The 17,596-nt window shown below is 64.1% G+C and carries 18 protein-coding genes; 4 read left to right on the top strand and 14 right to left on the bottom strand.

Going from position 1 to position 17,596, the window contains the following annotated elements:
• Positions 1-58: 58 nt before the first annotated feature.
• The 4 genes from CXR43_RS13150 to CXR43_RS18185 all read right to left on the bottom strand — a co-directional run bounded on the left by CXR43_RS13150 (position 59) and on the right by CXR43_RS18185 (position 4,900).
• Positions 59-295 carry an Lrp/AsnC ligand binding domain-containing protein gene (locus tag CXR43_RS13150; protein WP_103334513.1) on the bottom strand — a complete coding sequence of 79 codons (237 nt, stop codon included), beginning with the start codon at positions 293-295 and terminating at the stop codon, positions 59-61.
• A gap of 57 nt (positions 296-352) precedes the next feature.
• Positions 353-1,897, bottom strand: a complete 1,545-nt coding sequence (locus tag CXR43_RS13145) for an ATP-dependent DNA helicase (RefSeq protein ID WP_103334711.1) — start codon at positions 1,895-1,897, stop codon at positions 353-355.
• Between the two features lie 223 nt (positions 1,898-2,120).
• Positions 2,121-3,413, bottom strand: coding sequence for a crotonyl-CoA carboxylase/reductase (gene ccrA, locus CXR43_RS13140; protein ID WP_103334709.1), 1,293 nt, complete (start codon positions 3,411-3,413; stop codon positions 2,121-2,123).
• Between the two features lie 140 nt (positions 3,414-3,553).
• Positions 3,554-4,900, bottom strand: a complete 1,347-nt coding sequence (locus CXR43_RS18185; protein ID WP_103334512.1) for a 1-acyl-sn-glycerol-3-phosphate acyltransferase — start codon at positions 4,898-4,900, stop codon at positions 3,554-3,556.
• 190 nt (positions 4,901-5,090) lie between these two features.
• Here CXR43_RS18185 and CXR43_RS13130 point away from each other — a divergent pair, with 190 nt between their 5' ends.
• The 3 genes from CXR43_RS13130 (at position 5,091) to CXR43_RS13120 (ending at position 9,041) form a co-directional block, all read left to right on the top strand.
• Entirely contained in the window at positions 5,091-7,061 is a 1,971-nt protein-coding gene (locus CXR43_RS13130; protein WP_103334511.1) for a protein meaA, read from the top strand.
• A gap of 230 nt (positions 7,062-7,291) precedes the next feature.
• Positions 7,292-7,999, top strand: a complete 708-nt coding sequence (gene deoD / locus CXR43_RS13125; RefSeq protein ID WP_103334510.1) for a purine-nucleoside phosphorylase — start codon at positions 7,292-7,294, stop codon at positions 7,997-7,999.
• 58 nt (positions 8,000-8,057) lie between these two features.
• The gene (locus CXR43_RS13120) at positions 8,058-9,041 is read left to right on the top strand and encodes an aldo/keto reductase (RefSeq protein ID WP_103334509.1); all 984 of its coding nucleotides are present in this window, start codon (positions 8,058-8,060) and stop codon (positions 9,039-9,041) included.
• A gap of 71 nt (positions 9,042-9,112) precedes the next feature.
• On the opposite strand, the gene CXR43_RS13115 is transcribed toward CXR43_RS13120, so the two are convergent.
• From CXR43_RS13115 to CXR43_RS13100, 3 genes are all read right to left on the bottom strand, one after another.
• Positions 9,113-9,973 (bottom strand): urea carboxylase-associated family protein, encoded by an 861-nt coding sequence (locus CXR43_RS13115; protein WP_103334508.1) that lies wholly within the window; start codon positions 9,971-9,973, stop codon positions 9,113-9,115.
• Positions 9,974-9,997: 24 nt separating this feature from the next.
• Positions 9,998-10,972, bottom strand: a complete 975-nt coding sequence (locus tag CXR43_RS13110; RefSeq protein ID WP_103334507.1) for a glutathione S-transferase family protein — start codon at positions 10,970-10,972, stop codon at positions 9,998-10,000.
• 310 nt (positions 10,973-11,282) lie between these two features.
• Positions 11,283-11,678 (bottom strand): BLUF domain-containing protein, encoded by a 396-nt coding sequence (locus CXR43_RS13100; protein WP_103334505.1) that lies wholly within the window; start codon positions 11,676-11,678, stop codon positions 11,283-11,285.
• Positions 11,679-11,832: 154 nt separating this feature from the next.
• Here CXR43_RS13100 and CXR43_RS13095 point away from each other — a divergent pair, with 154 nt between their 5' ends.
• Complete coding sequence (locus CXR43_RS13095; protein WP_103334504.1) at positions 11,833-12,270, top strand: hypothetical protein; 438 nt, start codon at positions 11,833-11,835, stop codon at positions 12,268-12,270.
• Here CXR43_RS13095 and CXR43_RS13090 read toward each other — a convergent pair.
• The 7 genes from CXR43_RS13090 to CXR43_RS13060 form a co-directional block, all read right to left on the bottom strand.
• A complete protein-coding gene (locus CXR43_RS13090) occupies positions 12,239-13,015 on the bottom strand; it encodes a succinate dehydrogenase iron-sulfur subunit (RefSeq protein ID WP_103334503.1) in 777 nt (258 codons plus the stop codon). The two genes, CXR43_RS13095 and CXR43_RS13090, sit on opposite strands and share 32 nt — an antisense overlap.
• Positions 13,016-13,018: 3 nt before the next feature.
• Positions 13,019-13,315 (bottom strand): hypothetical protein, encoded by a 297-nt coding sequence (locus tag CXR43_RS13085; protein ID WP_103334502.1) that lies wholly within the window; start codon positions 13,313-13,315, stop codon positions 13,019-13,021.
• On the bottom strand, positions 13,312-13,626 hold the full coding sequence (locus tag CXR43_RS13080) for a hypothetical protein (protein ID WP_103334501.1): 315 nt from the start codon (positions 13,624-13,626) through the stop codon (positions 13,312-13,314). The genes CXR43_RS13085 and CXR43_RS13080 overlap by 4 nt, the downstream gene beginning before the upstream one ends.
• Positions 13,627-13,748: 122 nt before the next feature.
• On the bottom strand, positions 13,749-15,551 hold the full coding sequence (gene sdhA, locus CXR43_RS13075; protein ID WP_103334500.1) for a succinate dehydrogenase flavoprotein subunit: 1,803 nt from the start codon (positions 15,549-15,551) through the stop codon (positions 13,749-13,751).
• 10 nt (positions 15,552-15,561) lie between these two features.
• The gene (gene sdhD, locus CXR43_RS13070; protein ID WP_103334499.1) at positions 15,562-15,933 is read right to left on the bottom strand and encodes a succinate dehydrogenase, hydrophobic membrane anchor protein; all 372 of its coding nucleotides are present in this window, start codon (positions 15,931-15,933) and stop codon (positions 15,562-15,564) included.
• A gap of 12 nt (positions 15,934-15,945) precedes the next feature.
• On the bottom strand, positions 15,946-16,332 hold the full coding sequence (gene sdhC, locus CXR43_RS13065; protein WP_103334498.1) for a succinate dehydrogenase, cytochrome b556 subunit: 387 nt from the start codon (positions 16,330-16,332) through the stop codon (positions 15,946-15,948).
• A gap of 202 nt (positions 16,333-16,534) precedes the next feature.
• Positions 16,535-17,563, bottom strand: a complete 1,029-nt coding sequence (locus CXR43_RS13060; RefSeq protein WP_103334497.1) for a MaoC family dehydratase — start codon at positions 17,561-17,563, stop codon at positions 16,535-16,537.
• Between the last annotated feature and the right edge of the window lie 33 nt (positions 17,564-17,596).

Here is a 17,596-nt window from a genome sequence, read left to right as displayed (position 1 = left end):
TGGCGGCGCGGACGCGCCCCGGCAACCCGGCCTGACGCATCCGTGTCGATATGTCCGCTCAGAAGGTCCGGAAGGTCATGGTGGTCAGGGTGCGGCTGATGCCGACAATGTCAAACAGCGCGGCATTCAGATACTGGCCCACGTCTTCCTCATCCGGGATATAGACCTTGGCCATCAGATCATATTCGCCGCTGGTCGAATACATCTCCGACACCACCTCACGGTCCCAGATGGCGCTGGCCACCTCATAGGTCTTGCCGGGGATGCAGCGGAACTGAACGAATACGCAGCGCATGGGGGCCTCCTGTCCTTGCCCCGCACCCTAGCGCGCGGGGGGCGTGGGGAAAAGGGCCTAGCCGTCCGCTTGCGCACTCAGCGTCAGCGGCACACTCGCCGGCTTCAGATCATCCACCACCAACGGCCCCAAGGGCCGCGCCAGCCGCGCCCGCACCACCCAGAACAGCCGCTTTTCCGCCCGGGTGATCGCCACATAGGCCAGCCGCTTCCACAGCGGCAACCCGGCCTCCGACCGTCCGGCCTGTGCGGCGGCAAAGAGATCGGGCGCAAACACCTGCACATTCTCCCACTGGCTGCCTTGCGCCTTGTGGATCGTCACCGCCGCCCCGTGCAGAAACGCCGCCCCCATGGTGGCGGCCGACGCAATAAACGGCTCATCCTCATCGGGCCGCTCGATCTTGATGATGCTGGCGGCCGATACCTGCGGATCTTCGGCCCCCACCACATGGATCTTGGCAAAGCCCGGCCGGTTGCCGGGGCCAAGGTAAATCACCTGCGCCCCCTTGATCAGCCCCCGCGCCTCCAGATCAATCCGCTTCTTGCGATGCTTCAAGGGCAATTCGATCCCGTCACAAATCAGCGGCTCACCGGGCAGCAGCGCATCATCCGGCGCACCATGCGCCGCCCGGAACGCGGTGATCAGCCGGATGCGCGTCGCATTGCGCCACACGAGGGCTGGCGAGCGCGCCATCATGTCGGCATCCACCCGTTCGGCCCAGACCACCCGCTCATCGCGCTTGGCCGCCTCCTCCACCATCCGCTCAAACCGGTCAAACCCGATATCCGGGTCCGCCAGGGCATGCGCCAGATCCAGAATCGGATTGTCCTGTGCCTGCCGGTGCACCCGGCTCAGCATCAGTTTCTTGCTCTCCCCCAGCCGGTCAAACACCATCGAGCCCGATTGCCCCACCGGGGCCAGCTGTGCCGGATCGCCAAACAGCACCAGCGTCGGGAAAATCTCGCGCAGGTCGTCAAACTGCCGCTCATCCAGCATCGAGGATTCGTCGATGAACCCCACATCCAGCGGCTCTTCGCGCCGTTTCCAGCCCTTGATGAAGTCCGACCCGCGCAGGCCCGCCGCCGCCAAAGCGCCGGGGATAGAGGCCACCTGCTGATAAAAGGCAAAGGCCCGGTCCAGCGCCAGATCGGGCAGATCCTCGATCACCGGCCTGTCCCCCACCCCGGTCAGCCATTCGGCAATCTTCTCATATTGCGGGTCATACAGCGGGGTATAGAGAATGCGGTGAATCGTGGTGGCAGGCACCCCGCGCATCCGCAGCACCGACGCCGCCTTGTTGGTCGGCGCCAGCACCGCCAGCGTCCGCCGTTCCTTGCGCCGCTTGCCCTCATAATCGCCCGAGACAATCTCGACCCCCGCCTCGATCATCGCGCGGGTCAGCTGTGCGAGCAACATGGTCTTGCCAGACCCCGCCTTGCCCATCACGGCCAGCACCGATGACTTGCCCTCCCCCGGCGGCGTCAGCCCGCCGTGGACCAGATCAATGCCCGCCGCCAACAGATCCGCCGCCACCCGGTCATGCGCTTCGGCCTGATCGTCGGAAAGGGTCAATGCGGCCGTGGCGCGTGCGAGCGTGTTCATGCGCGCGACCATAAGCCCAAGGCCCGGGCTGTACCAGAGCACAGCACGGCAAAACTCGGCCCAACCAGAACGCAGGCCCGCCTGCGCCAAGCGGTAGGGCGGGGTTCACCCCGCCATGCGCCACCAAAGGCGGGGTGAACCCCGCCCTACCGCTTGCCAACCCGGCACCCTCACCCTGTAGGGCGGGGTTCACCCCGCCCCGCGTCATCAGGATGCGCCCGCATCACCCTCGACGGCTGGCCTCCAGCGTATCGTCAAACGTCCGCAAGCCCGTCACCGGGGCCTGCACCAGCACCGCCATATTCCCCGGCTTGTGCTGGTTGCGCAGCATCTTGGTATGGGCTTTGGGCAGATCGGCCCAGGGGAACACTTCCGACATGCAGGGGTCCAGCCGCCGTTCCACCATCAGCTTGTTGGCCGCCGCCGCCTGTTTCAGATGCGCGAAATGGCTGCCCTGCAACCGCTTTTGATGCATCCACATATAGCGCACATCAAAGGTGCAGTTGAAGCCAGAGGTGCCCGCACAGATCACCACCATGCCGCCCTTCTTGCACACCAAGGAACTCACCGGAAACGTCGCCTCGCCCGGATGCTCGAACACCATATCGACATTCACACCCTTGCCGGTGATGTCCCAGATCGCCTTGCCAAAGCGGCGCGCCTCGGCAAACCAGACCGCATATTCCGGGCTGCCCACCTTGGGCAACTGCCCCCAGCACTTGAAATCATTGCGGTTGATCACGCCCTTGGCGCCCATCGACATCACGAATTCACGCTTGCTCTCATCGCTGATCACCCCAATCGCATTGGCCCCCGCCGTGTTGATCAGCTGGATCGCATAAGACCCAAGGCCGCCCGAGGCCCCCCAGACCAGCACGTTCTGCCCCGGTTTCAGGTCATGCGGCTCATGCCCGAACAGCATCCGGTAGGCAGTGGCCAGGGTCAGGGTATAGCAGGCCGATTCCTCCCATGTCAGGTGCTTGGGCCGCGGCATCAGCTGCTGCGCCTGCACCCGGGTGAATTGCGAGAAAGACCCGTCCGGCGTCTCATAGCCCCAGATCCGCTGGCTGGGCGAAAACATCGGATCGCCGCCGTTGCATTCCTCATCATCGCCGTCGTCCTGATTGCAGTGGATCACCACCTCATCCCCGACCTTCCAGCGCTTCACCTTGTCGCCGACCGCCCAGACAATGCCCGACGCATCCGACCCGGCAATGTGATAGGGCTGCTTGTGCCCGTCAAACGGGCTGATCGGCTGGCCCAGCCCGGCCCAGACGCCGTTGTAATTGATGCCCGCCGCCATCACCAGCACCAGCACCTCATTGCTGTCGATGGTCCAGGTGTCCACCACCTCCTGCAGCATCGCCACCTCCGGCTCGCCATGCCGCTCGCGCCGGATCGCCCAGGCATACATCTGGCGCGGCACATGGCCCAGGGGCGGCATCTCGCCCATCTCGTACAGGTCTTTCTTGGGTGCCTCATAGGCAGCGATGGCGGGTTGGGTGTCCAGAGCCATGGGGGCCTCCATCCAAAAGGTGAAAATGCCGCGCCGCAGAATCGGCGCGCCTTGCCCCAAGGATTATGAATCTGCGCGCAACATTGCAATAGTCTGGCGTCAGTTTTTGTAATTTTATGTCTGCCGCAGCGCAGAAAACCCTAGCCAGCCACGCCAACCCCCAGCCGCTGCTGCACGGGGGCCGCATAAAACGCCAGCAAATCCTGCATTTCCGGCACAACCGCGCCCTGTGCATCCACAACACCGCGCAGGCGCAGCATTGCCAGCCCCTCCGCCTCGGCCTGCACCGCCCCCGCCGGAGGCAGGCGCATCACCGCCCCCACCGCCTCCAGCCGCACCACCAGATCGGCCACCGACACCCCCATCACCCGCGAGGCCGCCACCAGCGGCACCGCCAGCACCGGCACCACCCGCTCCACCTCGCCCATCAGCCGCAGGCCCAGCCCCTCCAGATCCCCCCCCGCCGCCTGATGATCGCGCAGCGACACCGGCGCCCCGAACCCCGCCGCTGCGGTCCCGAACAGAAACCGCCGCCCGCCCGCCCGCTTCAGCGCAATCCGCAGCGCCTCCCACATCACCCGCAGGATGGGCGCGCGGAACCGCCGCCCGCCTTCCCGCGCCGCGCGCACCAGCAGCGCATCCTCCAGCACCCGGTCATAGGCCAGCCCCACCGGCACGAACACCACATCCCGCCCGCCCCGTTCGACCGCCGCCGCATCAAACCCGGCCCAGATGTAAGACAACAGCCCCATCCGCGCCGCGCCCACCCGCCCGGTCAGGCTCAAACCGCCTTCGGGAAACACCGCCTGCGTCGTCCCCTCGGCGGTCGTCATCTGCACATAGCGCGACAGCACCCGGCGATAGAGCGCATTATGGCTGCCCCGCCGGATGAAATAGGCCCCCATCGCCCGGATCAGCCGGCTCAGCGGCCAGACCCGCGCCCATTCCCCCACCGCATAGGAAATCGCCGTCCGCCCCGACACCAGCCAGGTCACCAGGATGTAATCCATATTGCTGCGGTGGTTCATCACAAAGATCACCGTGGCGCGCGGATCAATCTGGCGCGCCGCGCCACTCACCACTCCCACCCGCACCCGGAAAAACACCGCCGACAAGGCCCGCGCCGCCCGTGTGGCAAAGCCAAAGTAGAACAGCGCCGAAAACCCCGGCACGATCTCGCGCGCATAGTCCCGCGCCTCTTCCAGCGCCACTTCGCCGGGCACCCCGTTTTCCGCTGCATGCTCGGCCACCGCCTCCAGCACCGCCGGGTCATAAAGCAGCCGCACCACCATGTCCTGCCGGCGCATCAGCTTGAACGGCTCGATCTTGCGCTCCAGCCGGTTGTTCACGCGCGCCAGCAACCGCTCCATCCGCCGGCGGAAAAACCAGCGCACCCCCGGCCCGATGATCCGGTCCAAAGCCGCGACCCCGGGCAGCGCAAACAGCACCACCACCAGCCATACAGGGATCTCGACGGTCTGAAACATGCGCCAAGCCTAGCCCATCTCCCCCCGTTCGCAATCCATTTGCACCGGTTCAGAATAGGCCGGGGCGCGCGAGGCAGCAGCGCCCCCGCCCCGCCTCCCGACAAATGCCGCGCTGCGGCGAATTGACAACGCCAGATTATTTCCCCTATCTGGCACAAAGAGAAACATTATTGCGCATCCGAGTCGCGCAATGGAGGCCCCGATGACCAAAGACGCTCCCTGGCTGTTCCGCACCTATGCCGGGCACTCCACCGCCTCTGCCTCCAACGCGCTCTATCGCACCAACCTGTCCAAGGGGCAGACCGGGCTCTCGGTCGCCTTCGACCTGCCCACACAAACCGGCTACGACTCCGATCACGAATTGGCCCGCGGCGAGGTCGGCAAGGTCGGCGTGCCGGTCGCCCATCTGGGCGACATGCGCGCGCTGTTCGATGCCATCCCGCTGGAGCAGATGAACACCTCGATGACCATCAACGCCACCGCGCCCTGGCTGCTGGCGCTCTATATCGCGGTCGCCGAAGAACAGGGCGCGGATGTGTCAAAGCTCAACGGCACCGTGCAGAATGACCTGATCAAGGAATACCTGTCGCGCGGCACTTATATCTGCCCGCCCAAACCCTCCTTGCGCATGATCACCGATGTGGCGGCCTATACGCAAAAGCACCTGCCCAAATGGAACCCGATGAACGTCTGTTCCTACCACCTGCAAGAGGCGGGGGCGACGCCGGAACAGGAATTGGCCTTTGCGCTGGCCACCGCCTGCGCGGTGCTCGATGATCTGAAAGGGAAAGTATCTCCGGCAGATTTCCCCAATATGGTCGGCAGAATATCGTTTTTCGTCAACGCGGGCATCCGTTTCGTGACCGAGCTGTGCAAGATGCGTGCCTTCGTCGATCTGTGGGATGAAATCACCGAAACCCGCTACGGCATCCTTGAGCCGAAATACCGCCGCTTTCGCTATGGCGTGCAGGTCAATTCCCTTGGCCTTACCGAACCGCAGCCCGAAAACAACGTCTATCGCATCCTCATCGAGATGCTGGCAGTGACCCTGTCGAAAAACGCCCGCGCCCGCGCCGTGCAACTGCCCGCCTGGAACGAGGCGCTGGGCCTGCCCCGCCCTTGGGATCAGCAATGGTCGCTGCGCATGCAGCAGATCCTGGCCTATGAAACCGATCTACTGGAATACGATGACCTTTTCGACGGCAACCCGGCGATTGACCGCAAGGTCACCCAGCTCAAGGAAGGGGCCCGCGCCGAACTCGCGCAGATCGACGCCATGGGCGGCGCGGTCGCCGCCATCGACTACATGAAATCCCGTCTGGTCGAGGCCAATGCCGACCGTATCGCCCGGATCGAGTCTCAGGAAACCACCGTGGTCGGCGTCAACCGCTTCACAACAACCGAACCCTCGCCCCTCACCACCGGCGATGGCAGCATCATGCAAGCAGACCCAAAGGCAGAGGCCGACCAGATCGCCCGCCTGCGGGCATGGCGCGAAGCCCGCGACGCCGCCGCCGTCAGCACCGCTCTGGCGGCCTTGTCCGCCGCCTGCGCCGATGGCAGCAATGTCATGCCCGCCTCGATTCTCTGCGCCAAGGCAGGCGTCACCACCGGCGAATGGGGCGCCGTGGTCCGCCGCGCTTTTGGCGAATACCGCGCCCCCACCGGCGTCAGCCGCGCCCCCTCCAACCGCACCGAAGGGCTGGAGCCGATCCGCGAGGCGGTGGCCACCCTGTCGTCGAAACTCGGCCGCCCGCTGAAATTCCTGGTCGGCAAACCGGGGCTGGATGGTCATTCCAATGGCGCCGAACAGATCGCCGCCCGCGCCCGCGATTGCGGCATGGAGATCCATTACGAAGGCATCCGCCTGACCCCTGGCGAAATCGTCGCCGCCGCCGTGGACCAGGAGGCCCATGTCATCGGCCTGTCCATCCTGTCAGGCAGCCACATCCCCCTGATCACCGAAACCCTCGCCCTGATGCGCGCGGCGGGCCTCACGCACATCCCGCTGGTCGTCGGCGGCATCATCCCCGAAGCCGACGCCGCCCAACTGCGCGCGCTGGGCGTCGCCGCCGTCTACACGCCAAAGGATTTCGAGCTGAACCGCATCATGCTCGACATCGTAGGCCTGGTCGACGCCGCCCCAATCGCCGCCGAATAGACCAGCCACCACAGCGCACAAACGTCATGACGTAAGCCATACGCAAACCCGACGCGGATCAGACCCAAACCATACACGAAATTTCCTGTAACTTCAGCGTCTTACTCCACCCCCACCCCCTGCGCCGCCCCAAATGCAGGGGTCGGCGCGCCCACCCCTCCCGCAATCGCCCTTGCCCTGCCCCGCCGAACCCCGCACAACTTGGCCAAACGCAGGCACAAGGGCGCAACATGACCTTTCACATCGGCGCAAACCCCGGCGATATCGCTGAAACCTGCCTGCTGCCCGGCGACCCCTACCGCGCCCGCTGGGCTGCCGAACGCTTTCTCGACGGCGCCCGGCTGGTGTCGGAAACCCGCGGCATGCTGGCCTATACCGGCACCTGGCGGGGCAACCCGGTCACCCTCCACGGCACCGGCATGGGCATGCCCTCGCTCTCGATCTACGCCAATGAGCTGATCCGCGACTACAATGTGCAAACCCTGATCCGCGTCGGCTCTTGCGGCGCCCTGCAACCCCATATCGCCTTGCGTGACATCGTCCTGGCCCAGGCCGCCTCCACCATCGGCTCGCCCTCCACCAGCATCTTCCGCGAGATGCGCTTTGCCCCCGTTGCCGATTTCGGCCTGCTGTCAAAGGCTTACGCCGCAGCCACCGCGCCGGTTCATGTGGGCGGCATCTACACCTCCGACACGTTCTATGACGAACGCAGCGACCTGACCGATCAGTTGCAGCGCCATGGCTGCCTTGCGGTAGAGATGGAAACCGCCGAGCTTTACACCCTCGCCGCCCGCTACCAGCGCCGGGCACTGGCCATCCTCACCGTCTCCGACCACGTCCTGACCGGCGCCGCCCTGCCAAGTGCCGCCCGTGAAACCAGCTTTGCCGACATGATCCAGATCGCCCTGCACGCGGCCTTTCCCCCAGCACACCCTTAACGCCGCTGCCCCCGCCGGCGGCGCAGCCTCACGCCCTCCCCCAGAACCGGACCCAAGAATGAAACACCGCCACCTCGGGGCCAACGGCCCGAAAACCTCCGCCCTCGGCCTTGGCTGCCTGTCCTTCGGCGGCCTCTTCGGAGGCACCACCACAGACGAGTCCCTCGCCTGCCTCGACGCCGCCTGGGACCATGGCATCCGCTTTCTCGACGTGGCCAATATCTATGGCAACGGTGTGTCAGAAAGCGTGATCGGCCAATGGCTTGCCACCCGCAACCACCGCCCGCTGATCGCCACCAAGGCCGCCATCATTCAGGGTGAAACCCGGGGCATCAACAATGACGCCGCCCATCTGCGCGCCGAGCTGGAAGGCTCGCTGCAACGGCTGGGCGTCGATCATGTCGACCTGTTCTACCTGCACCGCCACGATCCCAAGACGCCGATCGAACAGGTGGCGCAGACCATGGCGGCGCTGATCGCCGCAGGCAAGATCGGCGGCTACGGCCTGTCCGAGATCGCCCCCTATACCCTGCGCCGCGCCCATGCCGTTCATCCGGTCACAGCGGTGCAGAATGAATACTCGCTCTGGACCCGCCAGCCAGACCTGGGCATGATCCAGACCTGTGCCGATCTGGGCGTGGCCTTCATCCCCTTCTCGCCGCTGGCGCGCGGGGCCTTCGGCACCCCGATGGCGGACCCCGACCTCCAGGATCTCGGCCCGTTCCGCAGCCAGATCCCCCGCTTCACCCCGGAATACTGGCCGATGAACAAGCCAAAGCTGCAAGCCTTTCAACAGCTTGCCGCCGACATGGGCCACAATGCCGCCGCCCTTGCTCTGGCCTGGTGCCTGCATCAGGGCGATCACCTGATCCCGATTCCCGGCACCCGCAGCGCCGCGCATCTGGTCGCCTGGGCGGGCGCTGCCGATATCAGCCTGACCCCCGCAGAGCTTGCGCAGATCGACTCCCTCCTGCCTGCCGGCTGGGCCTATGGCGACCGCTACACTGATGCCATGGCCGCCTCGGTCGAACGCTACAGCTGACCCATTATCTGTTCCAAAATATCCTCGGGGGGGCGCGGCACGCGCGGGGGGCAGACAGCCCCCCTCAACGGCTACCGCCCGTGACTCCGGTCATAGCCATTCGCCGCACTCACCTGCCAGCCCAGCAGCGCCGTATGGGGCTTGAACACCTCCACCCGCAGCGGAAAACAGGCCGCCTGATCAGATGAATGCACGGTCGAACAATCCCCGCCCGGGCAGGCCGACAGCCCGCCGATCAGATCCATTCCGGCAAAGAATTCAATGAAATCACCGGGCCGCACGGGGCTCGACTTCATGAAATATTGCCCGGTATCGCGTGTGAACCCGGTGCACATGAACACGTTGAGCACATCATGCACATGCGCCTCCGCTTCCTCCAAGGGCATCGCCATACGCTCGGCCAAGGCCCGTGTCAGGTTGGAATGGCAGCAGTGGTGATACTGCCCGCCCGCCAGCAGATGATGGGTATAGGGGTCGCAGCGGGTGCCGATCACATCATGCACCCCGGCCCCGAAATCGTCAAAGCCGTACCAGTCCAGCGTATCTTCGGTGATCAGGGCCATCTCGCGCAGATAGGGCAGGTTTGACCACATCCTGTCGCCCGCGCTCAGATGTGTACCGTGCAAAGCCCTTGTTTTGCCGCTGTAAAACCGTTCATGCAGGTCATGGGCATTCCACAGGTTCAGATCGCCGACCTGCGGCCCTTCAACGCTGGTGATGCGAAAGAAATGCCCCGCAGGCACGTCAAAGCACCGCGCCTCGCGCGCGGGCACCAGCACTTCGTCCACCTGCTCCCATCCCTCGCGCGCCGCCAGATAGGGGCCAAAGTCGGGCGCGGGCAGCCCTGTGACCGGATAGCAGATCACCGGCTGCACTGCGCGCCGGGCGGCGGCATCTTCGGGGGCCGCATGGGCGGGCTGGTCAGGTTTCACGTTTGGCTCCGGTCCGGGTTCCGCTCAGCCTCGCCCGTGGGGCGCGTCGTAGTCAAGCACCGGATTTATCGGGAGGATCCGGTTCGGGTTGATGGTGTCATGGCTGTAGTGATAGTGGCGCACGAAGTGGTCTACCCGCACCGTTTCCGCCACGCCGGGCACCTGATACAATTCGCGCGTGAACCCCCACAGGTTGGGGTAATCCACAATCCTGCGGCGGTTGCATTTGAAATGCAGATGATAGACCGGATCAAACCGGATCAGCGTCGGAAACAGCCGCCAGTCGGCCTCGGTCAGCCGGTCGCCCATCAGATAGCGGTTGGCCCCCAGATGCGCCTCCAGCCAGTCCAGCGAGTCAAACAGGGCCTGTACCGCCGTGTCATAGGCACTTTGGGTGGTGGCGAACCCGGCCTTGTAGACGCCATTGTTCACCGTGTCATAGACCCGCGCGTTGATGGCCTCGATCCCGTCGCGCAGGGCCTGCGGCCAGTAGTCATCGGTATTGCCGGTCACCCCGTCAAAGGCCGAATTGAACATGCGGATGATTTCGGCAGATTCGTTGCTCACAATCCTGCCGGTCTGCGTATCCCACAGCACCGGCACCGTCACCCGCCCCGACATGTCAGGGGTGTCGCGCAGGTACACATCACGCAGGAACGGCAGGGCGAACTGCCGGTCGCCGGTCGCCCCCGGGAAATCGGTCGCAAAGGTCCAGCCTTCCGACAACATGTCGGGATGCACCACGGAAATGGCAATATGCTCGGTCAACCCCTTCAGCGCCCGGAAGATCAGCGTGCGATGCGCCCAGGGGCAGGCCAGCGAGACATACAGGTGATAGCGCCCGCTCTCCGCCCTGAAACCAGCCTCCCCGGATAGACCGGCCGCGCCATCCGCCGTCACCCAATTGCGAAAGCTGGAGTCCTTGCGCTCGAACGCGCCACCGGTGGAGTCCGTGTCATACCAGTCGTCATGCCACACTCCGTCAACCAACTGTCCCATAGCACTCCCCTCGTTCTGTTGGGGCAAGGCTAACAGTCAAGATGCCGCCTGGCCACGCTTTCCCCGGACAGGCACCCTGCGCCAATGCACGGAACCTTGCGCCAGGCCGGCCAGATCAGCCTTCGGGGCGCAAGCACGCCTTAGGCTCCTGCGCACCCGGCTTTATCGCCCCGCAGGCAACACAACGCCATTGTGCTGCGGATCGTTCCTGCCGCCACCTGCAGGCGCGCGTCAGCGTGGACGTGCGCCGTGTGATCCACATATAGGCCAGAACCGCCAGCAGCAGGATCAGCAACAGCAGCGGCATGGCTCAGCCCGCCAGTTGGGCAAAGACCGCAAGCACCGTCGCCGCATCCGCGCGCTCGGGCACCCCATCCGCCACCTCCTCCCGCGACCAGATCAGGCTTGTCGCCGGATCGTCCTTCATCGCCCAGGCCCCGAACATGCGCTGATCATCCGCAATCACCCGGCACAGCAATTCGCGCACCTCAAGATGCCGGTCATCCTTGCGGATGCGGGCATAGGCTGCCTCGACCGCCGGTGCCGGACCTTCGAGCAATTGCAGGAACACATCGTCGCGGCAGATCAGGGCGCCGGTGATGTTATCGCGTGTGTTGCATCGACGGGCGTCAAACAGAATGGCGGTCAGCGTCGCCTGATCATAGCCAAAAGGCCGCGAGGCATAGACAAGTTGTAACAGCGGCATAAAGCGTTCCTTGTGACTTCGCAAAGATGCTAGCCGGATGATCCGGCAAGAACCATAGCAAAGGCATGCCCAACGCAGCCGTTTACGGATCCTTCATATCTTGCCTGCAGCATTTGGTATCTTGCCCGCTGCGACGACTGAAAAGGAAAGGATCATGCTGCCAAAAATCTCCTTGCCACCGCCGACCATTTCGATGCGGACCGCAGTGATGTTGCTGCAAACACAGGTCGCAGCGGCCAAGGCCGCACCCGATGCCCAGACAATCGTGATCGAACAATCTCAGGCCGAAAAGGGGTTGGAGATGCTGTTGCAATATGCCCGTACCGCAAAAGAACGCGCCACCCGGGCCACAATGTCGACCGGTCCGGCCACCGATCCGGCGGCGCTCCCTTGGGCAGCCGAAATCTCGCTGGCGCAGGTCAGTGCCCTGTCGGCGCTTGCGGCACCGCCCATGGCGCACCCCTCGCCGCCCAAGCTGGCCGCAGCGACGCTTTACCAGATGGTCAGCCCCACGCAAAACGGCCCCGGATCAACCGGGGCCGCTGTTCTGTCAGGCTGGCTTATACCACCCGCTCGACCATCATCTTCTTGATCTCGGCAATCGCCTTTGCCGGGTTCAGGCCCTTGGGGCAGGTCTTGGCGCAGTTCATGATGGTGTGGCAACGGTACAGCTTGAACGGATCTTCCAGATCGTCCAGCCGTTCCCCCGTCGCTTCATCGCGGCTGTCGATGATCCAACGGTAGGCGTGCAGCAAGGCGGCCGGCCCCAGATACTTGTCGCCGTTCCACCAATAGCTGGGGCAAGACGTGCTGCAGGACGCGCACATCACACATTCATACAACCCGTCCAGCTTTTCGCGGTCTTCAATCGACTGGCGCCACTCTTTCGCGGGCCGGTTGGTCTTGGTTTCCAGCCAGGGCATGATGCTGGCGTGCTGGGCATAGAAATGCGTCAGATCGGGGATCAGATCCTTGATCACCGGCAGATGCGGCAGCGGGTAGATCTTCACATCGCCCTTCACCTCGTCCAGCCCATAGATACAGGCCAGCGTGTTGATGCCGTCAATGTTCATTGCGCAAGAGCCGCAAATCCCCTCGCGGCAGGACCGGCGGAAGGTCAGGGTCGGGTCAATCTCGGTCTTGATCTTGATCAGCGCGTCCAGAACCATCGGGCCGCAGCTGTCCATATCGACGAAATAGGTATCGACCTGCGGGTTTTTCCCATCATCCGGATTCCAGCGATAGATCTGGAATTTCCGCACATTCTTGCCTTCCGGCTTCGGCCAGGTCTTGCCGGTGCGGATGGTGCTGTTTTTGGGAAGCGTGAATTGAACCATGGGTTATCCCTTCCATTCGGGGAATGAATAGAGCGGGCGGCTGGGGGCCTGCCCGGATTTCTGATAGACGCAAGAATCGTAAACCGCAGACGGGTCTCGCCCAGTGATGAAGTCTGAGGTGATGTCCATCTCAAACCGTGTGCGCATACCGCCCTCCGAGTCGAAGCCCACGGCCGCCTCACCCCGCGGCTGCTGGGCCAGACGGGCACGCTGCAAACATTCCCGCTCGGCCTGCGGCACAGGGATCGGCCCACAGGCCAGCAGCATCAGCGGCAGACCAAGGATCAGAACCCGCCTCATGTCCGCACCGGTGGCACGCCATTGGTGGCGAAACAGGCCGCCGCCTCGGGGCGCAAGGCGATGCCCCGTATCGTGGCCTTGGTGGAGGATCCGGCCACCACTGCCACATCCCGTGCCAAGGCCTGCACTTCTGCCGCCGTGGCGTTGCGCACGATGCAATCGGTCGCCCGCTGCGCCAGCGGCGTCGGCATGTCCAGCTGCACCACCGGCAGCACCACGGTCGCCGCGAGACGCCGTCCAGCCTGATCAGCCACCTGCTGCGGATCGCAGGCCGCAAGCAGCATCACAGACGCCAAGACAAACCAACGCATCTGCCCCCCCCTTTGCACAGTGTCGCGGGCAGGATGACGCAAGCCCCCCGCCACGCCAGCCCCCACCGCAGCACATTTGCGTGCAGCGGCGGAAACGGGCCGATGTGCCGGGCGCTGGGGCATCAGAACTTCCGCTCTGCCGGGGCGATTTTCTTGAGGCTGATGCCGCCTTCCGCCTCTGTCGTCAGCGGGTCGGTGTGCACGGCACGGTAGCTCAGGGTCACCTTGTTGCCATCGACATGCGCAAGGCTGTGCTTGCGCCAATTGGCGTCATCGCGCGTCGGGTAATCCTCATGCGCATGGGCACCGCGGCTTTCGGTGCGGGCATGGGCGCCGTAAATCGTGGCCAGGGCATTTGGCATCAGGTTGGTCAGTTCCAGCGTCTCCATCAGATCGCTGTTCCAGATCAGGCTGCGGTCGGTCACCTTCAGATCGGCGACACGCCCGGCAATCTCGGTCATCTTGCGCTCGCCTTCCGCAAGCGTCTTGTCGGTGCGGAACACCGCCGCATCGGCCTGCATGGTCTTTTGCATGTCCAGCCGCAGTTCGGCGGTGCCGATCGCTCCGTTTGCATGGCGCAAACCATCAAAACGCGACAGCGCCCGATCCACTTCCGCCACATTGGTTGCCGGTGTCGCCGCCTCCGGGTCCACCACCTTGCCGGCCCGGATCGCAGCCGCCCGGCCAAACACCACCAGATCGATCAGAGAGTTCGACCCCAACCGGTTCGCGCCATGCACCGATGCACAGCCCGCCTCGCCCACCGCCATCAGGCCGGGGAAGATCGCATCGGGGTTGTCTGCGGTGGGGTTGAGCACCTCACCCCAATAATTGGTCGGGATACCGCCCATGTTGTAATGCACGGTCGGCAGCACCGGGATCGGCTCTTTGGTCAGATCCACCCCGGCAAAGATGCGGGCGCTTTCAGAAATACCGGGCAAGCGCAGGTCCAGCGTTTCCTTGGGCAGGTGGTTCAGGTGCAGGCTGATATGGTCACCATTCGCGCCCACGCCCCGGCCTTCGCGGATTTCCAGCGTCATGCAGCGACTAACATAGTCGCGCGGGGCCAGATCCTTGTAATGCGGCGCATAGCGTTCCATGAACCGCTCGCCATTGCTGTTGGTCAGATACCCGCCCTCACCGCGCGCGCCTTCGGTGATCAGACAGCCCGAGCCATAGATGCCGGTCGGATGGAATTGCACGAATTCCATATCCTGCAACGGCAACCCGGCCCGCGCCACCATGCCGCCACCGTCGCCGGTGCAGGTATGGGCGCTGGTCGCCGAGAAATAGGCCCGGCCATAGCCGCCCGTGGCCAGCACCACCATCTTGGCGTTGAACACATGCATGCTGCCGTCATCCAGCTTCCACGCCACCACGCCCGTGCAGCGCCCATCAGTGATGATCAGGTCCAGCGCGAAATATTCGATGTAGAATTCAGCGTTGTTCTTCAGGCTCTGCCCATACAACGTGTGCAGGATCGCGTGCCCGGTGCGGTCGGCGGCGGCACAGGTGCGCTGTACCGGCGGGCCTTCGCCATATTCCGTCGTGTGGCCGCCAAAGGGGCGTTGATAGATCTTGCCCTCTTCGGTGCGCGAAAACGGCACGCCGTAATGTTCAAGCTCGTACACAGCCTTTGGCGCCTCACGCGCCAGATATTCCATCGCGTCCGTGTCGCCCAGCCAGTCCGACCCCTTCACGGTGTCATACATGTGCCATTGCCAGCTGTCCGGGCCCATATTGCCCAGTGACGCCGCGATGCCGCCCTGTGCCGCCACCGTATGGCTGCGGGTCGGGAACACCTTGGTCACACAGGCGGTGCGCAGCCCCTGCTCTGCCATGCCCAGCGTGGCGCGCAATCCAGCACCACCAGCCCCCACCACGACCACGTCATAGTCGTGCACTTCATAAGGATAAGCCGTCATGTTCTTTCCTTCACAACGCCATGCGCGCCAGGGCAAACAGCCCCGTCGCCGCCACGACCCACGCCAGACAGGTCACCAGAATGACGGCAACCTTCCGCGCGGTGCCCTGGGCGTAATCTTCAATCATCATCTGCGCGCCGCTGGCAAAATGCTTCATGCCCACCACCAGCAGCAAGGCTGTCAGGATCGCCGGAAACGGACGCGAGAAGGTGGCCACCACCTCTGCCTGCGTGCTGCCAAGCGCCGAGCCAAAGACATAGAGCCAGACCGGCAACAGCAAGGCCAGCCCGACCGAAGACACCTGCATGGCCCAGTGATGTTCCGTCCCGGTGCCCGAAGCGCCCCGGCCAACGGCCCGCTTACGATCGGTAAGATACCGCATCTGCCCCGCCCCTTACTGAACCAGAAAAATTGTGATCACGGTCAGCACGACCGATCCGATGATGATACCCCAGCCCAGCTTTTCCGCCGTCGGAATGTCCAGCCCCTTGCCTGCATCGAAATACAGATGCCGCAGACCTGCGAGGTAATGATACCAAACGGCCCAAAGCGACCCGGTGAACACAAGATCCCCAAACCAGCTGGTCGCCACCGCATTGGCGGTCGCAAAATACTCGGGCGAGGTGGCCGCCGCCAGCAGCCACCAGACCGCCAGCACCGTGGCTACGATCAGCGCATTTCCGGTGATCCGCGTCAGGATCGAGGTGATCGAGGTCAGCTGCGGCCGATAAATCTGCAGGTGCGGGGAAAGCGGCCGCTTGGCCTGATTGACATGTGCCATCTCGGTTTCCTTCGTCGCTGGCTGGTCCCGGGGCCGTCATCTGGTCCGGTCCGGGGCGCGCTTCGGTTGCTCTGTCACTGAATAGCGCTTTTTTCGGGCCTGTCACGTCTCGCAATGCCGCATCCGCAGCATTTTAGCGATAACACCGGAAATAATCGGCCTTTGTGATCACGAATTTTCAGGGCGTGATCACAAGCTTGCCTCACAGCGGCATCAGCGCCCAATAATCCAGATCCAGCAAGACCTCGGGCAGATACTTGCCCTGCGTGTCGCGCAAGACAAAGGGATCGCCCCCCCGCGTCGCGACCAGCCGCAACCGCACCGCGCCCACGCCCGGCGCGGCCGTCTCTGCCCGGTCGAGCACCTCTGACCAGGCGCGCACCGTATCGCCGGCAAAACACGGATTGGCATGCACGCCCGCGTTCAGCGCCACGATCATCTGCGCATTGGCCAGCCCGTTGAACGACAGCGCCCGCGCCACACTGATGATATGACCGCCATAGATCAGCCGCTTGCCATCTTCCCGCACCGTGGCGTCAAAATGCACCCGTGCCGTGTTCTGCCACAACCGCGTGGCCAGCATATGCTCGGCCTCTTCCACCGTCACGCCATCGACATGGTCGATCCGCTCGCCCACCGCATAATCGCCCCAGCGGTGCCGCTCGCCGGCCTGCGCAAAATCATAGCGGGTGAAATCCAGCCCTTTCGGCACCACCAGATCCCCGGGTGCCACAACGGATGCCAGCTTGGGCACCACCGGCGCAGGCGCAGGTGCCTCCGGCCGGCCCTTGCGCACCATCACCCAGCGCACATAATCAAGCACCGCAACGTCATCCTGATTGAAGCCGCGCGTGCGCACATAGACCACGCCCGATGTCCCGCTGGAGTTTTCCTTCAACCCGATCACCGTGCTCTGCGCCCGCAGCGTATCGCCCGGATAAACCGGATACAGCCAGCGTCCCTCGGCATAGCCTAGATTGGCAATCGCGTTCAGGCTGATATCGGGCACGGTCTTGCCGAACACGGTATGAAACGCCACCAGATCATCCAGCGGCGCGGCAGGCAGCCCGCAGCTCTGCGCAAACTGATCCGACGAATACACCGCATGCCGCGCCGGATAGAGCGCATGATACAGCGCCCGCTCCCCTCCCGATACAGTGCGCGGCACCGCATGGGAAATCACCTCTCCCAGACGATAATCCTCAAAAAACCGGCCCGGATTGGTCTTCACGCGGCACCTCCTTATCTGTTTCCAAATATCCCC

The organism is Pseudotabrizicola formosa (assembly GCF_002900965.1).
Classification (GTDB): Bacteria; Pseudomonadota; Alphaproteobacteria; order Rhodobacterales; family Rhodobacteraceae; genus Pseudotabrizicola; species Pseudotabrizicola formosa.
The sequence above is the reverse complement of the archived record's forward strand: the minus strand, read 5'-3'. Positions and strand labels throughout refer to the sequence as shown.

Excerpts from the sequence above, each read along its gene's own strand:
- CXR43_RS13150 (WP_103334513.1), bottom strand. The coding sequence starts at position 295 with ATGCGCTGCGTATTCGTTCAGTTCCGCTGCATCCCCGGCAAGACCTAT.
- CXR43_RS13145 (WP_103334711.1), bottom strand. The coding sequence starts at position 1,897 with ATGAACACGCTCGCACGCGCCACGGCCGCATTGACCCTTTCCGACGAT.
- ccrA (WP_103334709.1), bottom strand. The coding sequence starts at position 3,413 with ATGGCTCTGGACACCCAACCCGCCATCGCTGCCTATGAGGCACCCAAG.
- CXR43_RS18185 (WP_103334512.1), bottom strand. The coding sequence starts at position 4,900 with ATGTTTCAGACCGTCGAGATCCCTGTATGGCTGGTGGTGGTGCTGTTT.
- CXR43_RS13130 (WP_103334511.1), top strand. The coding sequence starts at position 5,091 with ATGGAGGCCCCGATGACCAAAGACGCTCCCTGGCTGTTCCGCACCTAT.
- deoD (WP_103334510.1), top strand. The coding sequence starts at position 7,292 with ATGACCTTTCACATCGGCGCAAACCCCGGCGATATCGCTGAAACCTGC.
- CXR43_RS13120 (WP_103334509.1), top strand. The coding sequence starts at position 8,058 with ATGAAACACCGCCACCTCGGGGCCAACGGCCCGAAAACCTCCGCCCTC.
- CXR43_RS13110 (WP_103334507.1), bottom strand. The coding sequence starts at position 10,972 with ATGGGACAGTTGGTTGACGGAGTGTGGCATGACGACTGGTATGACACG.
- CXR43_RS13100 (WP_103334505.1), bottom strand. The coding sequence starts at position 11,678 with ATGCCGCTGTTACAACTTGTCTATGCCTCGCGGCCTTTTGGCTATGAT.
- CXR43_RS13095 (WP_103334504.1), top strand. The coding sequence starts at position 11,833 with ATGCTGCCAAAAATCTCCTTGCCACCGCCGACCATTTCGATGCGGACC.
- CXR43_RS13090 (WP_103334503.1), bottom strand. The coding sequence starts at position 13,015 with ATGGTTCAATTCACGCTTCCCAAAAACAGCACCATCCGCACCGGCAAG.
- CXR43_RS13085 (WP_103334502.1), bottom strand. The coding sequence starts at position 13,315 with ATGAGGCGGGTTCTGATCCTTGGTCTGCCGCTGATGCTGCTGGCCTGT.
- CXR43_RS13080 (WP_103334501.1), bottom strand. The coding sequence starts at position 13,626 with ATGCGTTGGTTTGTCTTGGCGTCTGTGATGCTGCTTGCGGCCTGCGAT.
- sdhA (WP_103334500.1), bottom strand. The coding sequence starts at position 15,551 with ATGACGGCTTATCCTTATGAAGTGCACGACTATGACGTGGTCGTGGTG.
- sdhD (WP_103334499.1), bottom strand. The coding sequence starts at position 15,933 with ATGCGGTATCTTACCGATCGTAAGCGGGCCGTTGGCCGGGGCGCTTCG.
- sdhC (WP_103334498.1), bottom strand. The coding sequence starts at position 16,332 with ATGGCACATGTCAATCAGGCCAAGCGGCCGCTTTCCCCGCACCTGCAG.